At 58.5% G+C, this 17,390-nt stretch carries 16 protein-coding genes; 13 read left to right on the top strand and 3 right to left on the bottom strand.

The features are described 5' to 3' along the window. Positions 1-23 precede the first annotated feature (23 nt). The 4 genes from ACWJKU_RS13675 to ACWJKU_RS13690 all read left to right on the top strand — a co-directional run bounded on the left by ACWJKU_RS13675 (position 24) and on the right by ACWJKU_RS13690 (position 2,757). Positions 24-638: a methylthioribulose 1-phosphate dehydratase gene (locus tag ACWJKU_RS13675; RefSeq protein ID WP_454142985.1), complete on the top strand. Its 615-nt coding sequence runs from the start codon at positions 24-26 to the stop codon at positions 636-638. Beyond that, entirely contained in the window at positions 635-1,195 is a 561-nt protein-coding gene (locus tag ACWJKU_RS13680) for a 1,2-dihydroxy-3-keto-5-methylthiopentene dioxygenase (protein ID WP_454142987.1), read from the top strand. The genes ACWJKU_RS13675 and ACWJKU_RS13680 overlap by 4 nt, the downstream gene beginning before the upstream one ends. Next, positions 1,192-1,872: an acireductone synthase gene (gene mtnC, locus ACWJKU_RS13685; RefSeq protein WP_454142989.1), complete on the top strand. Its 681-nt coding sequence runs from the start codon at positions 1,192-1,194 to the stop codon at positions 1,870-1,872. The genes ACWJKU_RS13680 and mtnC overlap by 4 nt, the downstream gene beginning before the upstream one ends. Before the next feature lie 297 nt (positions 1,873-2,169). Next, positions 2,170-2,757 carry a YcbK family protein gene (locus tag ACWJKU_RS13690; protein ID WP_454142991.1) on the top strand — a complete coding sequence of 196 codons (588 nt, stop codon included), beginning with the start codon at positions 2,170-2,172 and terminating at the stop codon, positions 2,755-2,757. Between the two features lie 136 nt (positions 2,758-2,893). Here the strand turns inward: ACWJKU_RS13690 and ACWJKU_RS13695 are convergent, their stop codons facing one another. Continuing rightward, positions 2,894-4,597, bottom strand: a complete 1,704-nt coding sequence (locus ACWJKU_RS13695; RefSeq protein WP_454142993.1) for a L,D-transpeptidase family protein — start codon at positions 4,595-4,597, stop codon at positions 2,894-2,896. Between the two features lie 236 nt (positions 4,598-4,833). On the opposite strand from ACWJKU_RS13695, the gene ACWJKU_RS13700 reads away from it, so the two are divergent. The 9 genes from ACWJKU_RS13700 to lysS all read left to right on the top strand — a co-directional run bounded on the left by ACWJKU_RS13700 (position 4,834) and on the right by lysS (position 13,722). After that, positions 4,834-5,295, top strand: coding sequence for an SUF system Fe-S cluster assembly regulator (locus ACWJKU_RS13700; protein ID WP_454142995.1), 462 nt, complete (start codon positions 4,834-4,836; stop codon positions 5,293-5,295). 18 nt (positions 5,296-5,313) lie between these two features. Then, complete coding sequence (sufB, locus tag ACWJKU_RS13705) at positions 5,314-6,759, top strand: Fe-S cluster assembly protein SufB (RefSeq protein WP_454142997.1); 1,446 nt, start codon at positions 5,314-5,316, stop codon at positions 6,757-6,759. 47 nt (positions 6,760-6,806) lie between these two features. Beyond that, positions 6,807-7,565, top strand: coding sequence for a Fe-S cluster assembly ATPase SufC (gene sufC / locus ACWJKU_RS13710; protein WP_454142999.1), 759 nt, complete (start codon positions 6,807-6,809; stop codon positions 7,563-7,565). A 1-nt stretch (position 7,566) separates the two neighbouring features. Beyond that, complete coding sequence (gene sufD / locus ACWJKU_RS13715) at positions 7,567-8,880, top strand: Fe-S cluster assembly protein SufD (protein ID WP_454143001.1); 1,314 nt, start codon at positions 7,567-7,569, stop codon at positions 8,878-8,880. Further along, the gene (locus ACWJKU_RS13720) at positions 8,877-10,139 is read left to right on the top strand and encodes a SufS family cysteine desulfurase (RefSeq protein ID WP_454143003.1); all 1,263 of its coding nucleotides are present in this window, start codon (positions 8,877-8,879) and stop codon (positions 10,137-10,139) included. Before sufD ends, ACWJKU_RS13720 begins: the two co-directional genes overlap by 4 nt. Next, complete coding sequence (gene sufU, locus ACWJKU_RS13725) at positions 10,139-10,594, top strand: Fe-S cluster assembly sulfur transfer protein SufU (protein ID WP_454143005.1); 456 nt, start codon at positions 10,139-10,141, stop codon at positions 10,592-10,594. The genes ACWJKU_RS13720 and sufU overlap by 1 nt, the downstream gene beginning before the upstream one ends. Positions 10,595-10,607: 13 nt before the next feature. Beyond that, entirely contained in the window at positions 10,608-10,928 is a 321-nt protein-coding gene (locus tag ACWJKU_RS13730; RefSeq protein ID WP_454143007.1) for a non-heme iron oxygenase ferredoxin subunit, read from the top strand. Positions 10,929-11,022: 94 nt separating this feature from the next. Then, positions 11,023-12,121, top strand: a protein-coding gene (prfB, locus tag ACWJKU_RS13735; protein WP_454143009.1) for a peptide chain release factor 2 whose coding sequence is annotated in 2 segments (ribosomal slippage) — positions 11,023-11,097 and positions 11,099-12,121 — 1,098 coding nt in all. Because the reading frame shifts where the segments join, the coding sequence is not laid out codon by codon here. 110 nt (positions 12,122-12,231) lie between these two features. After that, on the top strand, positions 12,232-13,722 hold the full coding sequence (gene lysS, locus ACWJKU_RS13740; protein WP_454143011.1) for a lysine--tRNA ligase: 1,491 nt from the start codon (positions 12,232-12,234) through the stop codon (positions 13,720-13,722). A 62-nt stretch (positions 13,723-13,784) separates the two neighbouring features. Here lysS and ACWJKU_RS13745 read toward each other — a convergent pair whose 3' ends face one another. Both ACWJKU_RS13745 and ACWJKU_RS13750 read right to left on the bottom strand, forming a co-directional pair. Further along, positions 13,785-14,660: a substrate-binding domain-containing protein gene (locus tag ACWJKU_RS13745; RefSeq protein WP_454143013.1), complete on the bottom strand. Its 876-nt coding sequence runs from the start codon at positions 14,658-14,660 to the stop codon at positions 13,785-13,787. Positions 14,661-14,795: 135 nt separating this feature from the next. Next, positions 14,796-16,661, bottom strand: coding sequence for a methanol/ethanol family PQQ-dependent dehydrogenase (locus tag ACWJKU_RS13750; RefSeq protein WP_454143015.1), 1,866 nt, complete (start codon positions 16,659-16,661; stop codon positions 14,796-14,798). Between the last annotated feature and the right edge of the window lie 729 nt (positions 16,662-17,390).

Raw genomic sequence — 17,390 nt, forward strand, 5'->3', positions numbered from 1 at the left:
TTGCTGCACGGCAGACATCATCCATGCACGACGAATTTCAGCAGCGCGCCCGCGAGTTGATCGAAGCGGGGCGCTATATTCACGCCCGGGGCTGGGCGCCCGCGACCAGCGGAAACTTTTCCGCCCGGCTCGGAGACGGGCGCATCGCCATAACGGTGTCCGGAAGGCACAAGGGAGAACTCACGCCCGACGACATCATGCTGATCGACGCCGAAGGCCGGTCGCTGGACGGCAAAAAGCCGTCGGCCGAAACTTTGCTGCATACCTCGATCTATCGCCGTTACCCGCACATCGGCGCCGTACTGCATCCGCACGCTCCGAGCGCCACGCTGCTGTCGCGATTTTTCTGCGACCGACTGGCGCTCGAAGATTACGAGCTGCTGAAAGCCCTGCCGGGAATCGATACCCACGAAACCCGCATCGTCATCCCGATCTTCCCCAACGATCAAAATATTCCCCGGCTGGCGCTCGCGGTGGACGAATATATCGAACTCCACGGCGACATCCACGGCTATGTCATCGCCGGTCACGGATTTTATACCTGGGGAGCCTCGGTGAAGGATGCGCTGCGTCACGTGGAGGCATTGGAATTTCTGTTCGATCTCGAAATCCGCTTGCACGGAGTAAGAACGCCATGAGCTTGCTGACCATACACCCCGACGACCGTCCGGAAAACGCCGAAGTCATCCGCGAACCCGAAGCCATTGCCCGAAAGCTCTGGGAAATCGGCGTGCTGTTCGAGCGCTGGACCGCCGACCAGGAATTTTCTCCCGACGCCGATCAGGAAGCCGTCATCGCGGCCTATCGCCAATCCATCGACCGTCTGGTCGACCGCTACGAATTCCGCTCGGTCGACGTGATCGGCATTCGACCGGATCATCCGCAGAAAGCGGACATGCGCGCCAAGTTCCTGAACGAGCATGTCCACGACGATTTCGAGGTGCGCTTTTTCGTCGAGGGACGCGGGCTTTTTTATCTCCATCCCGAGAACAAGGTCTATATGCTGCTGTGCGAGCAAGGAGACCTCATCAGCGTTCCGGCGCACACCCGGCACTGGTTCGACATGGGGGAGAACCCTAACCTCAAGGCCATCCGTCTGTTCACCACGCCCGAAGGCTGGGTCGCCCGATTCACCGGCCATGCCATTGCCGACACTTTCCCCAAACTCGAACAATTCCTGGCGCAGTACGCATGATTCGCGCAATTTTGACCGATATCGAAGGAACTACGTCATCCATATCCTTTGTCAAAGACGTATTGTTCCCCTATTCCCGCGAGCGTATGATGGGCTTCGTCGCTCGTCATGCCGACGATCCGGAAGTTGCGCGGCTGTTGGACGAAGTGCGTACGCTCTGCGAAACGGCGCTGAGCGCGGCACAAGTCGCGGAACGGCTGATTCGCTGGATCGACGAGGATCACAAGTCGCCGCCCCTCAAAGCCTTGCAGGGGATGATCTGGGAAGAGGGATACCGCAAGGGAGATTATTGCGGTCACATCTATGAGGACGCCGTGCGCAAGCTAAAGGAATGGAAAGCTCAGGGCATCGATCTCTACGTATTCTCCTCGGGGTCCGTCCACGCCCAGAAACTCCTGTTCAGACACACCGAATACGGCGATTTGACGCCGCTGTTTTCCGGCTATTTCGACACCCGCATCGGCCCCAAGCAAGAAGCCGGGTCCTACGGCAAGATCGCCCGGCAGATCGGCTTGCCGCCCGCATCCGTGCTGTTTCTCTCGGATATCGAAGGAGAATTGAACGCCGCGAAATCCGCCGGTTTTTTGACGTGCCAACTGGTACGCGAAGGCGACGATTCGGCTCCGTCCGCCCATGACCGGGCGGCGGATTTCGACGCCGTCAATATTTCCCAATGAGAAAAGAAGCATTTAACCGCCGCGCCGACATGGCGCCGCTTGGACGGCTAAGCGTTGAATCGCAAGCACTTGCGGCGCCGTCCGAAAAAGGCACGATATCTGCTTTAAACAAGGAGGTGATTTCAAGGGTTGATTCCGTAGGACGCGAAAAGTAAAGTCTGCGTTTTTTTGGTGAGCGGATTGCCCGCCCATCCAGACATCGACGAATTCCCCGCCTCTGCGCGTCCGCAGAGAAAGGACTACGGAGAATTCGTCGATGCCTATGCGAAGACCTCACTCAAAAAGGGAACTTAGCATATGAGCACGAACGAAATTTCTCATTACACTCCTCAAGTACCCCAAAGCAGCCTGTCGCGGCGGGCATTTTTGACGCGCGCCGGAATGGCGGCCGTCGGCGCCTTGCTCTTGCCTTCCGCCGATGCGTTCGCGAAGGTTTTCAGCAAAGAGCGCAAGCTCTCGTTCCATAATTTAAATACGGACGAAGAATTGACGTTTTTTTGCTGTCCCCAGCAACATTACGACCGTCGAACCCTGAGTCGGTTCAACTACTTTCTGCGCGACCATCGCACCGACAGCATCCACGCGATGGACCCGGCTCTGCTCGATTTGCTCTACGCCATTTCGGCGTTCACCGGGAGCCGCGGCACGTTTCAGGTGGTCTCGGGATACCGCTCGCCGGAAACCAACCGGATGCTGCGCAAGATCAGCCGCGGCGTGGCCGAGCACAGCATGCACATGGAAGGCCGAGCGATAGATATCCGCATGAGCGACGTCAATACGCGCACGATCCAAAAGGCGGCACTCGCCCTGCAACAGGGCGGCGTCGGTTATTACCGGCGCTCCAATTTCGTTCATTTGGATACCGGCAGAGTTCGCTCCTGGTAAGCGCCGAAACGGACCGATTCGCAGCGCTTCCCCGCCTAGTCTTGCCGTTCGATCGGCACGCTCTCGGACTTCCGATGCTTCCCGAATCCGGAAGCAAGCTCCGCCACGGCCTCGGGCAGGCCGACGTCGGAGCCGGTCATGACGGATAGGGAAAGCCTTTGGCCAACAGCTCGCTGAGGATCAAATCGTGGCCGTAGATATCGTCATAGAAGCTCACATTGCCCGATTCGTCCGCCAGGGCGGTCGAATAAAAGATATAGACGGGCACGGCTCGCTTCAGGGTAACGGTCTTCGGATTGGTGCCGTTCATGGCCGATTCGATCCGTTCGCGCGTCCATTCGCCCTGATCCGCCAGAATGAATTCGGCCAGGCCGACCGGGTCTTCCACCCGGATGCAGCCGTGGCTGAAATCGCGCCTGGCTTTCTTGAACAAGCCTTTGGACGGCGTACTGTGCAGATAGATGTTGTTGTGATTGGGGAACGCAAACTTGACCAAACCCAAGGCGTTTTTGGGGCCGGGCTTCTGTCTCAACTTGAGGGCGCCGGTGGCCAGCATCTCGACATTTCTGAGACTCGGTTCATAGACAGGAGCGTTGGGCGAGAAATTGGGAACGAGTTCCAGGTTGTTCCTCGCCAGATAACCGGGGTTGCTGAGAATTTGCGGCAACATCTCCTTGGCCGTGATCTTGTACGGTAGATTCCAGTACGGCCGAAAGATGATGTAGGTCATGTCGGCGTGGAAGATAGGGGTATGGCGCCCGTCGACCGACTCTCCGACGATGACGTTCATCTGAAGATCGGACCGTCCGAAAGCGGAGCCGTCTCGAAAGCCGAACAACTGGAACGACGGAATGTTGACGAGAAGATACTCGCCGCGGATCTGTTCCGGTAGCCAACGCAGGCGCTCCAATGCGAGCTGAATCTGGCGCAGCCGATCCGCCAGCGGAAAATTCAGTTGATTCAGCGTGGTTTTTCCGATGACGCCGTCCGCCGTCAACCCGTGGCGGCGCTGAAACCGCTTGACCGCTTCCGCCAGCTCGGGTCCATAGGCATGGGAGTTTGCGGAACCCGGCTTGATCTCCTCCAGATCGCCCGTGGCATGCAATAAACGCCTGAGCGCCGGCACGTCTTTGTGGCGACCGCCCGGACTGAACTTCGCCGGAAAGGAGAGCTGAACCGAAGCCATTTCGCTCGCCAGCTTCCGATAGCGGGGCAGCGCCGCCTTGAGCCTCTCGTAAACGGGAAGCTTGGGCTCCAGGGCCTCGATCATCGCGACCGGTTGCGGGCTCTGAGCGATTTTCTGCACCAGATGCGGCAAATCCACCCGCTTGGACTCGATGCTGAGCCCATAATTGATGTTGTGCGGGTCGATGCGGCCGAGGTAAAGATTGGAGACATAACGCATCGCCGAAAGACTCAAGGCGACATCGAAGGAGGCGATTTCCCGAGGATTTGCGGTCATCGCCTGGAGTTCGCCCGACCACTTGCCCAAAAGCTCGGCGTCGTAATCCGCGGCATTCAAGCCTTTGTCGTCTGCCTCGCCCAAACTGGCCACCAGCGCCAGCGCCTGCGGCGTCGGTTTTCCCGCATGCAGCCATAAAGGCGCAAGACCATTCTGATAATAAAGCTGTTCCAGTTGCGTCTTGTAATCGGGAAATTTGCCCCAGCGCAATTTCGGATGCACCCCTTCCTTGACGAGGCTTTGAATATGAGTGGCGGGGGTATCCGGAATGATTTCCGAAGCTTCGGCACAAACGACGCTCGCCATCCCGGAACCGAGAGTCAAGGCGGCTATGGCAAACCGAAGAAAAATCCCCATGGATGGGCAAACCTTGGTCATTACGTTTTTTCCTTAACAACTGACAATAGAAGCGCCTGGGCAGGGCAATTGCGAAGGGGTTCGTTCAACGCGAAGTATAACGCCGAACGACCGTGCCTTGGACTCCGGGCATGGTCGCGTCCGCGCCGGACGACTTCTTTACCTCATTCCAAACATTGGCGAACCCGGCAAAAGCCTACTACTTTACTTGGGAATTATACAGGACTAAAATGGTCCTTAATTAGAAAGGTAGCGTCATGCTTCGCATCAGCAAATTAACCGATTATGCCTTCATCGTTTTGGGATATATGGCCCGAGAGCCCGAGCGCACTTATGCCGCGACCGATTTGGCCGATTCGACCGGCGTTGCCATCCCGACGGTGAGCAAGATCCTGAAAATTCTGACCAAGGCCGGTATCCTCAAATCCACGCGCGGCGCCAAAGGCGGCTATCAACTGACCCGATCGCCGGCCAAGACCAGTGTGGCGACCATCATTTACGCCCTCGAAGGGCCAATAGCCCTAACGGAATGCGAACTGGAGCATGACCAATGCCAGCAGTCCTCGTCATGCCAGATTCGAGACCACTGGGGCATCATCAACCGGGCGATCCGAACCGCCCTGGAATCGGTCAGCCTGGCCGAAATGGTCATGCCCTTAACCAAAGCGCCCGAGGAAATCCGTATCCCGGTCAGCTCCCTTCACTACCAGCCGAGATAGAAAGGCGGAGTAAACATCATGTCTGCGACAGCACAAACCCTGGATAAGCTCATCAAGAAGGACTATGCGCCGGGCTTCGTCACCGACCTGGAGGCGGATACCCTGCCCCCCGGCCTCGACGAAGACGTGATTCGCGCCATCTCGGCCAAGAAGAACGAACCCGAGTTCATGCTGGAATGGCGGCTCGAAGCGTATCGCCACTGGCTGAACATGGCGGAGCCGAAATGGGCGTTCGTGAACTACGGCCCCGTCGATTATCAGGCCATCAGCTATTATTCCGCGCCGAAGTCTCAGGAAAAACCGAAAAGCCTCGACGAGGTGGATCCGAAGCTGTTGGAAACCTACAACAAGCTCGGCATCCCGCTTTACGAGCAGGAACGGCTGGCCGGCGTAGCGATCGACGCCGTGTTCGACAGCGTATCGGTCGCCACCACCTTCAAGGACAAGCTGGCCGCGGCAGGGGTGATTTTCTGCTCCATGTCGGAAGCCATCCAGAATCATCCCGAACTGGTGAAGCAATATCTGGGCAGCGTCGTGCCGCCCTCGGACAACTTCTTCGCGGCGCTCAATTCGGCGGTGTTCTCCGACGGCTCCTTCGTCTACATCCCGAAAGGCGTGCGCTGCCCGATGGAACTGTCCACCTATTTCCGCATCAACGCGGCGAAAACGGGCCAGTTCGAGCGCACGCTCATCATTGCCGAAGAAAGCTCTTACGTCAGCTATCTCGAAGGCTGTACCGCCCCGATGCGGGATGAAAACCAGCTCCACGCCGCGGTGGTGGAACTGGTGGCCCTGGACAACGCCGAGATCAAATATTCGACGGTGCAGAACTGGTATCCGGGCGACGAAGAAGGCCGTGGCGGCATCTACAACTTCGTCACCAAGCGGGGCGACTGCCGGGGCCGCAAATCCAAGATTTCCTGGACTCAAGTCGAAACCGGATCGGCCATCACCTGGAAATACCCGAGCTGCATCCTGCGGGGCGACGAATCGGTTGGCGAGTTCTACTCGGTGGCGGTCACCAACCACTGCCAGCAGGCCGACACCGGCACCAAGATGATCCATCTCGGCAAGAACACCAAGAGCACCATCATTTCCAAGGGGATTTCCGCCGGCCGCGCCCAGAACAGCTATCGCGGCCTGGTGAAGATCCTGAAATCGGCCGAGAACGCGCGCAATTACACCCAGTGCGACTCGCTGCTGATCGGCGACCGCTGCGGCGCGCATACCTTCCCCTACATCGAGGTCAGGCAGCCCACGGCGCAGGTGGAACACGAAGCCACCACCTCCAAGATCAGCGATGACCAACTGTTCTTCTGCATGCAGCGCGGCCTGTCCGCCGAGGACGCCGTATCGATGATCGTGAACGGCTTCTGCAAACAGGTGTTCAAGGAGCTGCCCATGGAATTCGCCGTGGAAGCCCAGGCGCTCTTGGGGATCAGCCTGGAAGGCAGCGTAGGCTAGTATCCCGATCGGCCAATTCAACAGAATTCACTTCAGGTAAGCCAGTTATGCTCAAGATCGAAAATCTCCACGTCCAGGTCGACGACAAGCCCATCCTCAGGGGCATCAGCCTGGACATCAAGCCGGGCGAGGTCCATGCCATCATGGGACCGAACGGTTCCGGCAAAAGCACCTTGTCGCACGTGTTGGCCGGCCGTGCGGGTTATGAAGTCACCGACGGAACCGTGAGCTACCTCGGCCGGAATCTTCTGGAAATGAAACCCGAGGAGCGCGCGCGGGAAGGCGTTTTTCTCGCCTTTCAGTACCCGGTGGAAATCGCCGGCGTCAGCAATATTTATCTCCTGAAAGCCGCCCTGAACGCCATCCGCAAACATAAGGGCCTGAGCGAAGTCGACGCGATGGATTTCCTGAAACTGGTCAAGGAAAAGATCAAGGCCGTCAACTTGGACGAGCAATTCCTGTACCGCGGCGTCAACGAGGGCTTTTCAGGCGGCGAAAAGAAGCGCAACGAAATCCTCCAGATGGCGGTGCTCGAACCCAACCTGTGCATCCTCGACGAAACCGATTCGGGACTCGACATCGACGCGCTCAGGCTGGTGGCGGAAGGCGTGAACTCCCTGCGTTCGCCGGACCGCTCCTTCATCCTGGTCACCCATTATCAGCGCCTGCTCAACTACATCAAGCCGGATCACGTGCACGTGCTCGCCCACGGCCGGATCGTGAAATCGGGCGACGCCGGCCTGGCGCTGGAATTGGAAAAGAAAGGCTACGGCTGGGTCGACCAACTGACTTCCGCAGGTGCCTGATATGAGCGCGGCTCAGCACTACGTCGAACACTATCGGGCATTGGCCCTGCCGGGCGAGCATCTGCCGTGGCTGCGCCGGTTGCGGGAAGAGGCTCGAGGCCGCTTCTCCGCCGGCGGTTTCCCCTCGCCGCGCGAGGAAGCCTGGAAATACACCAATATCGCCCCCCTGGAGAAGAAGCTGTTCGTGCCGACGGCAGGCTCCACCGCGGGCACGGCGGACACGAACGCTCTGGCGCGGCTGCGACTGGCGGATGCGTGGTCGCTGGTCTTCGTCGACGGCGTTTATTCCGCCGAACATTCCGTGACCGCCGGCCTTCCCGAAAGCGTGATCGCGATGTCCCTGGCGGAAGCCCTGGAACGGCATCCCGATCGTATCGAGAGTTTGCTGAACCGGGCGGTTCCCGAACAAGCGCACGGCTTCATCGCCTTCACCGCCGCATTCTTCAGAGACGGCGCGTTCGTGTACGTCCCGGCCGGCAAAGTTCTGGACAAGCCTTTGCAGATGATCCATTTCTCGACCCGCCCGGACGGACTGGCCGTGACCCGCAATCTCATCGCGCTGGAGCGGAATGCCGAGGCCGGCATCGTCGAAACGTATGCGGGGACCGAAGACTCGAGCTACCTCACGGCCTCGGTCACCGAGATTTCGGTGGGCGAAAACGCGGGACTCGACCATTACAAGCTCCAGAGCGAGACCGCCAAGAGCTACCACTTCGGCGGCATCTACGCGCGACAGGCGCGATCCGCCCGATTCCGCCAGCATCACTTGGCCTTCGGCGGCCTGTTGGCCCGCACCGAAATTCACGCCCATTTGGGCCCTGCGGCGGAATGCGAACTGGATGGCCTGTTCCTCGCGACCGGACGGCGGCATCTGGACACCCAAACCCTGATCCATCACCGGGCACCGTGCGGCATCAGCCGCGAAACCTACCGTGGCATCGCCGCGGATCGGGCGCGAGGCGTCTTTTCGGGGCGCATCGTCGTTCATCCGGAGGCCCAGAAAACCGATGCCGAAATGGGCAACCGCAACCTGCTCTTGTCGGAAGACGCCGAGATCGACAGCAAGCCGCAGCTCGAAATTCATGCCGACGACGTCAAATGCGCCCACGGCGTGACGGTCGGGCAACTCGATCCGGAGGCGGTTTTCTATCTCGAATCGCGCGGCGTGGACGAACCGACGGCACGCAACATGCTCACTTTCGCCTTTGCCAACGAAATGGCCGAAAAGATTCGGCTGAACGGCCTCAAGAGACTGGTTCAAAGCGAATTGTTGTCTTTTCTGCCGCAATCCGACATTCGAAAGGATTGGCTATGAACAAGGTTTCCGCACCCCGGGCCGCCGTGCCGCAGAATCCCGGCTATGACGTCGCGGCGATTCGCGAGGATTTTCCGATTCTCCGTCAAACGGTGAACGGCAAACCGCTGGTCTATCTGGACAACGCCGCCACCACGCAGAAGCCCAGGGCAGTCATCGATTGCATCCGCCGAGTTTACGAGAACGACTACTCCAACGTTCATCGCGGCGTCCATACCCTGAGCCAGCGCTCGACCGAGCTGTTCGAGGGTGCACGTGAAACGGTGCAGAAGTTTCTCAACGCCAGGCATAGCCACGAAATCGTGTTCGTGCGCGGCACCACGGAAGCCATCAACCTGGTGGCCCAAAGCTTCGGCCGCAGCACCGTGAAACAAGGCGACGAAATCCTCATCACCGCCATGGAGCACCACTCCAACATCGTGCCCTGGCAGATGCTGTGCGAACAAACCGGCGCCAAGCTGAAAGTTGCCCCGATGGATCTCGAGGGCGAACTGCTGCCGGACGAGTTCGAGAAGCTCTTGTCGCCGCGCACCCGACTGGTTTCGGTATCCCACATGTCCAATGCCCTGGGAACGATCAACCCGGTCAAAGCCATCGTCGAGCTGGCGCACAGCCGGGACATTCCGGTGCTTCTGGACGGCGCGCAGGCGGCGCCGCATATGGTCGTGGACGTCCAGGATCTGGACTGCGATTTTTACGCCCTGTCCGGGCACAAGCTGTACGGACCGACCGGCATCGGCATTCTGTACGGCAGGGAGAAATGGCTGGAGGCGATGCCGCCCTACCAGGGCGGCGGCGACATGATCCGCCGCGTCACCTTCGACAAGACCGAGTACAACGCCCTGCCCTTCAAGTTCGAAGCCGGCACGCCGAACATCGCGGACGCCATCGCCCTGGGCGCGGCAGTGGATTATCTCCAGGCCATCGGCATGGACGCCATCGCAGAACACGAGCACCGATTGCTGCAATACGCCACGGAACGGGTGCTCGAAATTTCCCAACTGGCCCTGGTCGGCACGGCGCAACGGAAAGGCGCCATCCTGTCCTTCACATTGGAGCGCGTCCATCCCCACGACATCGGCACGATTCTGGATCACCTCGGCATCGCCGTCCGCGCCGGGCATCATTGCGCCATGCCGGTGATGGACTTCTTCGGCGTGCCCGCGACCGCCCGCGCCTCCTTCGGGCTCTACAACACGTTCGAGGAAATCGATATTCTGGTGAACGGTATTCGCAAAGTCATCGAGGTGTTCGGCTAATGCTGGATCAGATCAGGGATCTCTATCAGGAAGTCGTATTCGACCACAACCGCAATCCGCGCAATTTCCGGGTGATGGAAGACGCCACCCGCAAGATCGAGGGGTTCAACCCGCTGTGCGGCGACAAGATCACGCTTTACGTCAAAGTGAACGACGGCGTGATCGAGGACGTCAGCTTCCAGGGCTCGGGCTGCGCGATTTCGACGGCTTCCGCCTCGCTCATGACCGAAATCGTCAAAGGTAAAACCGAAGACGAGGCCCAGCATTTGTTCGATATTTTCCACCGCATCACCACCGGCAAGAACGACGAGGCCGTAAATCTGGAAGAAATCGGCAAACTGGCGGTCCTGGCGGGCGTGCGCGCCTATCCGGCCCGGGTGAAATGCGCCACTCTGGCTTGGCATTCGCTGCAAGCGGCGCTCAAGAGCGAGGCCGCCACCGTCAGCACCGAATAGAGGAAGCCGTTTCATGTCCGATTGGATCGATGTCGCTCGCGATGGCAGTCTGGAAAACGGCGAACACGTCGTCGTGGATGTCGACGGAACGGACGTTGCCGTGTTCATGATCGACGGCGCGTACTACGCCATCGAAGACGTCTGCACCCATGACGGTGCCGAAATCGCGAGCGGCCGACTGGAAGGCTGCGAGATCGTCTGCCCTCGTCATGGCGCCCGCTTCTGCCTGAAAACCGGCAAGGTCCTCAAGCCCCCGGCCTACGAGGACCTTCCGTGCTTTCCGGTTCGCATCGAAAACGGCATGATTCAGGTGCGAGACGAGCGTTGGGACTGATGCCGAGTCGAGCCGAGCGCTTCCCCTCGTTTTTCTTCGAGCCCATCTGTAGTACTATCGCGACTTTTTCGCCAGATACCGAAAACCATTCACCATGCGCGAACTCAATCCCCTCTACAACCAAATCAAAGACTTGAAGAGCCGCCAGGAAGCTCTTAGGGGGTATCTTTGACTTCGATACCAAACGCGAACGGCTGGACGAAGTTTTAAAGGAACTCGAAGACCCGAAAATCTGGGACGATCCCGAAAGAGCCCAAAACCTGGGACGCGAACGCACGCAACTGGAATCGGTCGTCCATAACCTGGTCGGCATCGAGCACGGCGTTAACGACGCCGAGGAACTCCTCGAGCTGGCGGTGGAAGAAGACGACGAAGCGACCGTGGATACCGTGGCTACGGATCTCGAACGCTTCGAAAAGCTGGTAGCCGAGCTCGAATTCCGCCGCATGTTCGCGGGCGAAATGGACCCGAACAATGCCTTTCTCGACATTCAGGCCGGCTCTGGCGGCACCGAAGCCCAGGACTGGGCGGAAATGCTGGAGCGCATGTATCTTCGCTGGGGCGAGCGGCGCGGCTTCAAGACCGAACTGATCGAAGAGTCGCCCGGCGACGTCGCCGGCATCAAGAGCGCCACCATCCGCTTCGAAGGCGAATACGCCTACGGCTGGCTCAGAACCGAGACCGGCGTGCACCGCCTGGTCAGAAAATCGCCGTTCGACTCCGGCAATCGCCGGCACACCTCGTTCTCCTCGGTATTCGTTTCGCCCGAGGTGGACGACACGATCGACATCGAAATCAATCCAGCCGATCTCCGCACCGACGTGTACCGGGCCAGCGGCGCCGGCGGACAGCACGTCAACCGGACCGAATCCGCCGTGCGCATCACTCACGTCCCGAGCGGCATCGTGGTCCAGTGCCAGACCGAGCGCTCCCAGCACGCCAACCGCGACCGATGCATGAAACAGTTGCGGGCCAAACTCTACGAAATGGAAATGCTGAAGCGCAACGCGGAAAAACAAAAGCTGGAAGACTCCAAGTCCGACATCGGCTGGGGCAGCCAGATCCGCTCGTACGTGCTGGACCAGTCCCGGATCAAGGATTTGCGCACCGGGATCGAAACCGGCAACCCGCAAGCCGTGCTGGACGGCGATCTGGACATGTTCATCGAAGCCAGCCTGAAAAGCGGCCTGTAAAGCCCGATCGGAATCAGGGTTGGCGTGGTCCGGCCCGCCGCGATCGGACTGGTTTACGCCGCTCGGGCGGAGCTTTCCTCGAATTCAAAATTTTCGTAACAAGAAACGGTATGACCGAACAACTCGACGAAAACAAACTCATCGCTCAACGGCGGGAAAAACTGGCGGAACTGCGTCAGAGCGGCCAGGCCTTCCCGAACGATTTCCGGCGCAACACGCTGGTGCAAACGCTCCACGAGCAGTACGGCGACGAGGACGGCGCCGCGCTGGAAACGCGCAACGTCAGGGTCAAGGCCGCCGGCCGGCTCATGGCCAAGCGATTGATGGGCAAGGCGAGCTTCGCTCATATTCAGGACATGTCCGGGCGCATTCAGGTCTTCCTGCAAAAGGATGCCCTGCCGGAAGGCCAGTACGAAGCCTTCAAGCATTGGGATGTCGGCGACATCATCGGCGTCGAAGGCTCGGTATTTCGAACCAAGACCGGCGAACTGTCGATTCGGGCTACGAGCATCCGCCTGCTCACCAAGTCACTGCGCCCCTTACCGGAGAAATTTCACGGTCTGACCGACGAAGAAACCCGTCTCAGGCAGCGCTACGTCGATCTCGTCATGAACGAGGACTCGCGGCGCATCTTCAAAATGCGCAGCGCCATCGTTCAGTTCATTCGCCAGTTTCTGCTCGAGCGAGACTTCCTCGAAGTGGAGACCCCGATGATGCAGGTGATCCCCGGCGGCGCGCGCGCCAAGCCTTTCATCACCCATCACAATGCGCTCGATATGGATTTGTATCTCCGCATCGCTCCGGAACTGTATCTGAAGCGACTGGTGGTCGGCGGCTTCGAAAAGGTTTTCGAGATCAACCGCAGCTTCCGCAACGAGGGCCTGTCGACGCGACACAATCCCGAGTTCACGATGCTGGAGTTTTATCAGGCCTATGCGGATTATCGGGACTTGATGGATTTGACCGAGAAAATGTTGCGCGGTCTGGCCCTGAATCTGTTCGGGAGCGCCACGGTCGCGCACGAGAATCACAGCTACGACTTGGCTCAGCCGTTCGAGCGGCTGACCGTGCTCGAATCGATACTGCGTTTCAATCCCGAACTGACGACGGACGATCTCGCCGATCGCGATCGGGCGGCCCAAGTGGCGGAACGTCTCGGCTATCTCGTCACGCCGGCGGACGGACTAGGCAAACTGCAAACCGAGATTTTCGAAAAAACCGTGGAACATCGGCTGACGGGGCCGGTATTCATTACCGAATATCCGACCGAGACATCGCCTCTGGCCCGGCGCAACGATCAGAATCCGTTCGTGACCGACCGCTTCGAACTGTTCATCGGCGGCCGGGAAATCGCCAACGGCTTCTCCGAGCTGAACGATCCGGAAGACCAGGCCGAGCGGTTCAAAAAACAGGTGGCCGACAAGGACGCCGGAGACGAGGAAGCCATGCACTACGATGCGGACTACATCCGCGCCCTGGAGTACGGGCTACCGCCGACCGCCGGAGAAGGGATCGGAATCGACCGGTTGGTAATGTTTTTCACCGATTCCCCATCGATCCGCGACGTCATTCTCTTTCCGCACATGCGAAGAGAAATCTGAAGACGTCCGCGTTTCGGGCAGCGGGATACGAGGCCCAATGACCGGCCCGCTGCCTCGATTTCTTATTTTTTTCTTTTCTTCGTCGCCTCTTCGATCAGCTTTCCTTCCTTGTCGACCAGCGGCACACGATATTCGCGCAAGAGAGCCTGAATCCGCTCCGCGTTTCGATCGATCAGAGCATTCAACTGTTCTTTCCGCTCCTTGTCGGGAAAGCGAACGGCCATGGAGATGGGAAAATCGAATTTCACCGATTCATCCGATTTCATGGGTATCATTTCGAAAGTTCCCGGTTTCCCCTGAGTCATCAGATAGCCGGCTATCGGCCCCCATACGATGACCATGTCGATTTTCCCTTCGGAGAAATCTTTCTCGAGCATCTGCGCGGTGTTGACCGCCGCATCTCCCGTCATGCTTTGATACGGCACGCCTTGGTCGGCAAGCTGGTGATCGAACAGCCAGGTTGTGCCCGGCGCCCCATCGAACATGGCGATACGCAGCTTGCTTTTGCGTTCATCCGAAAGGCGCTCCAAGTCGCCCTCCGATTTGATGTCATCCCAGCCGCGCTTTTTCTTGTATACCAAAGCATAGGTCGAACGGTAATAAGGCTTGGTGGTGGCGGCGAGCTCGTATCCGGTAGGCACGCCCATCACCACGTCGCATTTGAATTCGTCGGAATCCGGCAGTTGCGCCTTTAAGGTATTGCGGATGAAGCCGATCCGCTGCGGAAACCAGGTATATTCGACTTTTTTACCTAATTCTTTAGCGAACAGTTCTGCAATTTTGTTCTCGAAACCGCGACCGCTCTTATCCGAGAAAGGCGGATTATTCGGATCTGCACAAACTTTGAAAGCTTCTTTGTCCGCCTGAGCGGCGGACAAAGGCATCAACACTGAAGCCAAAAGCACCGCAGGCCAACGGGAATAGCATTTAACGGCCATGAAGAACTCCTATAACACGAACGAGTAAGCTTTAGAGGCATGGTAAACGCGAAAATTCGGCGTTCGTTAACCCAAAAAAGAAACGCCCCGGCTGACGAATCAGCCGGGGCGTACTATAAATCTAACGCTTTAGATTTATTTATTGGGCAAACCAAACACGGTGAATACGCCGCCCAGTTTGGTGTAGTTGCTGAGGCTGCGGTAAGCGCCTACAGCACCCAAACCTTCGCTTTCGCCTTCGAGGCCCGCGGCCATGCCGATACCGGCCCAACCGCCGAGACCCGACATGACGCCGACGTACTGCTTGCCTTTGTAGCTCCAGGTGTTGACGTTGCCGATGATGCCCGACGGCGTCTTGAACTTATAGAGTTCTTGGCCGGTCTTGGCGTCGACAGCCTTCAGGTAGCCTTCCAAAGTGCCGTAGAATACGACGTCGCCGGCGGTCGCCATCGCGCCGCTCCATACGGAGAACGGCTCGTCCTTGGACCAGACGATCTTACCCGTGGTCGGATCCCAGGCGGTGAATACGCCGAGGTTGTGCGAGCCGTTCTTCTCGCCGGTCTTGGCGTCAACGCCGGCCGGGAACATGGTCAGAGTCGCACCGACGTACGGCTGGCCCGCGGTGTATTCAACCTCGAACGGCTCGTAGTTCATGCACACGTGGTTGCCCGGAATATAAACCAAATTGGTCCTGGGCGAGAACGCGATCGGCTGCTGGTCCTTGCTGCCCAGTGCAGCCGGGCAGATCCCGGTAGTGTTGTGATCGACGCCGCCCTTCTGGGTGCTGTATTGATCGACCACCTGCGGACGGCCGCTCTTCATGTCGACGTGGCTGGCCCAGTTGACGGCCTTGTCGAATTTCTCGGCGACCAGAAGCTCGCCGGTTTCGCGGTCGAGCGTATAGCCGAAACCGTTACGATCGAAATGGACGACCAGCTTGTCGTGTTCCTTGCCGTTCTTGTCGGTCATTTTCAGATCGATCAAGGGCACCTCGTTGATGCCGTCGTAGTCCCATTCGTCGTGCGGGGTCATCTGATAGACCCACTTGGCCACGCCGGTATCCGCGTCGCGCGCCCAGAGAGTCATCGACCATTTGTTGTCGCCGGGTCGCTGCGTCGGGTTCCAGGTTCCGGGGTTGGCGGAGCCGTAGTAGACCAGATTGAGTTTCGGGTCGTAGCTGAACCAGCCCCAGGTGGTGCCGCCGCCGAGCTTCCACTGATCGCCTTCCCAGGTTTTCAAGCTGGAATTTTTGCCGACCGGCGCCATTTTGCCGTCGGTCCAGGTCATGGTCTTTTCCGGATCGACCAAGATATCGGAATCCGGCCCCATGCTATAGCCTTTCCAGGCCAGGGTGCCGTCTTTGATGTTGTAAGCCGCGAGAAAACCGCGAACGCCGAATTCACCGCCGGCGATACCGGTGATGACTTTGTCTTTTACCACGAGCGGAGCGTTGGTGCTGGTCATGCCGAGTTTCGGCTCGCCGTTCTTGGTCTTCCAAACCACTTTGCCGGTCTTGGCGTCCAAAGCGACCAGCGTGGCATCGCCCTGGGCCAGGAAGAGTTTGCCGTCGCCGTATGCGAGACCGCGGTTTACCACGTCGCAGCACATGACCGAGATTACCTGGTTGGGATCAACGTCCTTATCGGGCGAATAAGAATATTCCCAGATGACGGATTGAGTGCCTTGGTCGAGCGCGTAAACTTTGTGGGGGTAAGGCGTTTGAATGTAGATCACGTCGTTCACGACGAGCGGTCCGCCTTCGTGACCACGCAGCATACCGGTGGAGAAAGTCCAGACAGGCTGAAGATCTTTGACGTTCTTGTTATTGATCTGGTCCAGCGTGCTATAGCGCATGCCATAGTAATCGCCGCCCCAGGTAGCGAAGTTCTTGGGGTCCTTCGTGAGAGCTTCGACTTCGGTATTGGCTTGGGAAATCCCCGGGGCTGCCAGCAACGATGCCACCGACGTTGCGATCAGCCAACTTTTCACGGGTTTTTTCATCTCTTTTCCTCCTCGTATTCTGCGTGCACAGAATACGTTTTGTTAACGATAAGTTACCCTAAAAACAATAGGACGGATTTTATTTTGCGTAAGGAAACATTCCCTAAAACAATCGTGGAAATTCCCCGACAAGCCCGTCTGCGTGCGTAAGTTGAAGTATTTCAGGTTAAAAGTCAATAATGCCAAAGCTGCTGCGGGGCGCGCCGCAGAACGGATAGACCGCTTTTCGAGCGGCGCGAAAAAAAAGCTCCGCGGGCAAAATCTGCCGTCGGAGCCGCCTATGTACATCGACGAATCGGCCGACCGATCCGCCCCGGCAACTCGCCACCCTTGTGCGGAAAATCGCCCACGAAGACGATCGGTTCGCCGGGCTCGCTCGCACGGATAGACGACGGAATCGTCTCTCCAATCGATCCGGATAATCCCGGCGATGCTGCCGATGGCCCTGCGCATTTCGTCGAATATGTCTTTCGGACCGGCATAATTTCAGTCGAGATCCATCGCCGTGCGATTTCCTGAATGATCCACCAAGCTTGTCGAGCATCGCCCTAGCCGGACACGGCGATCCGTATTGGCAAAGGCGCCGGCCTTTCCGGGGAAAGCGGAAGCCGGCCGATAGCCGGTGTTGCAACCATACGGCGCACACCTTCTAGTATTGAGCTTCAAAACAGCCGCGATCGTGGCGAAGCCGGCAAGCGTCACCCGAACCGCCGAGCAATTGAAATCACT

Source organism: Methylocaldum sp. MU1018 (genome assembly GCF_053646775.1).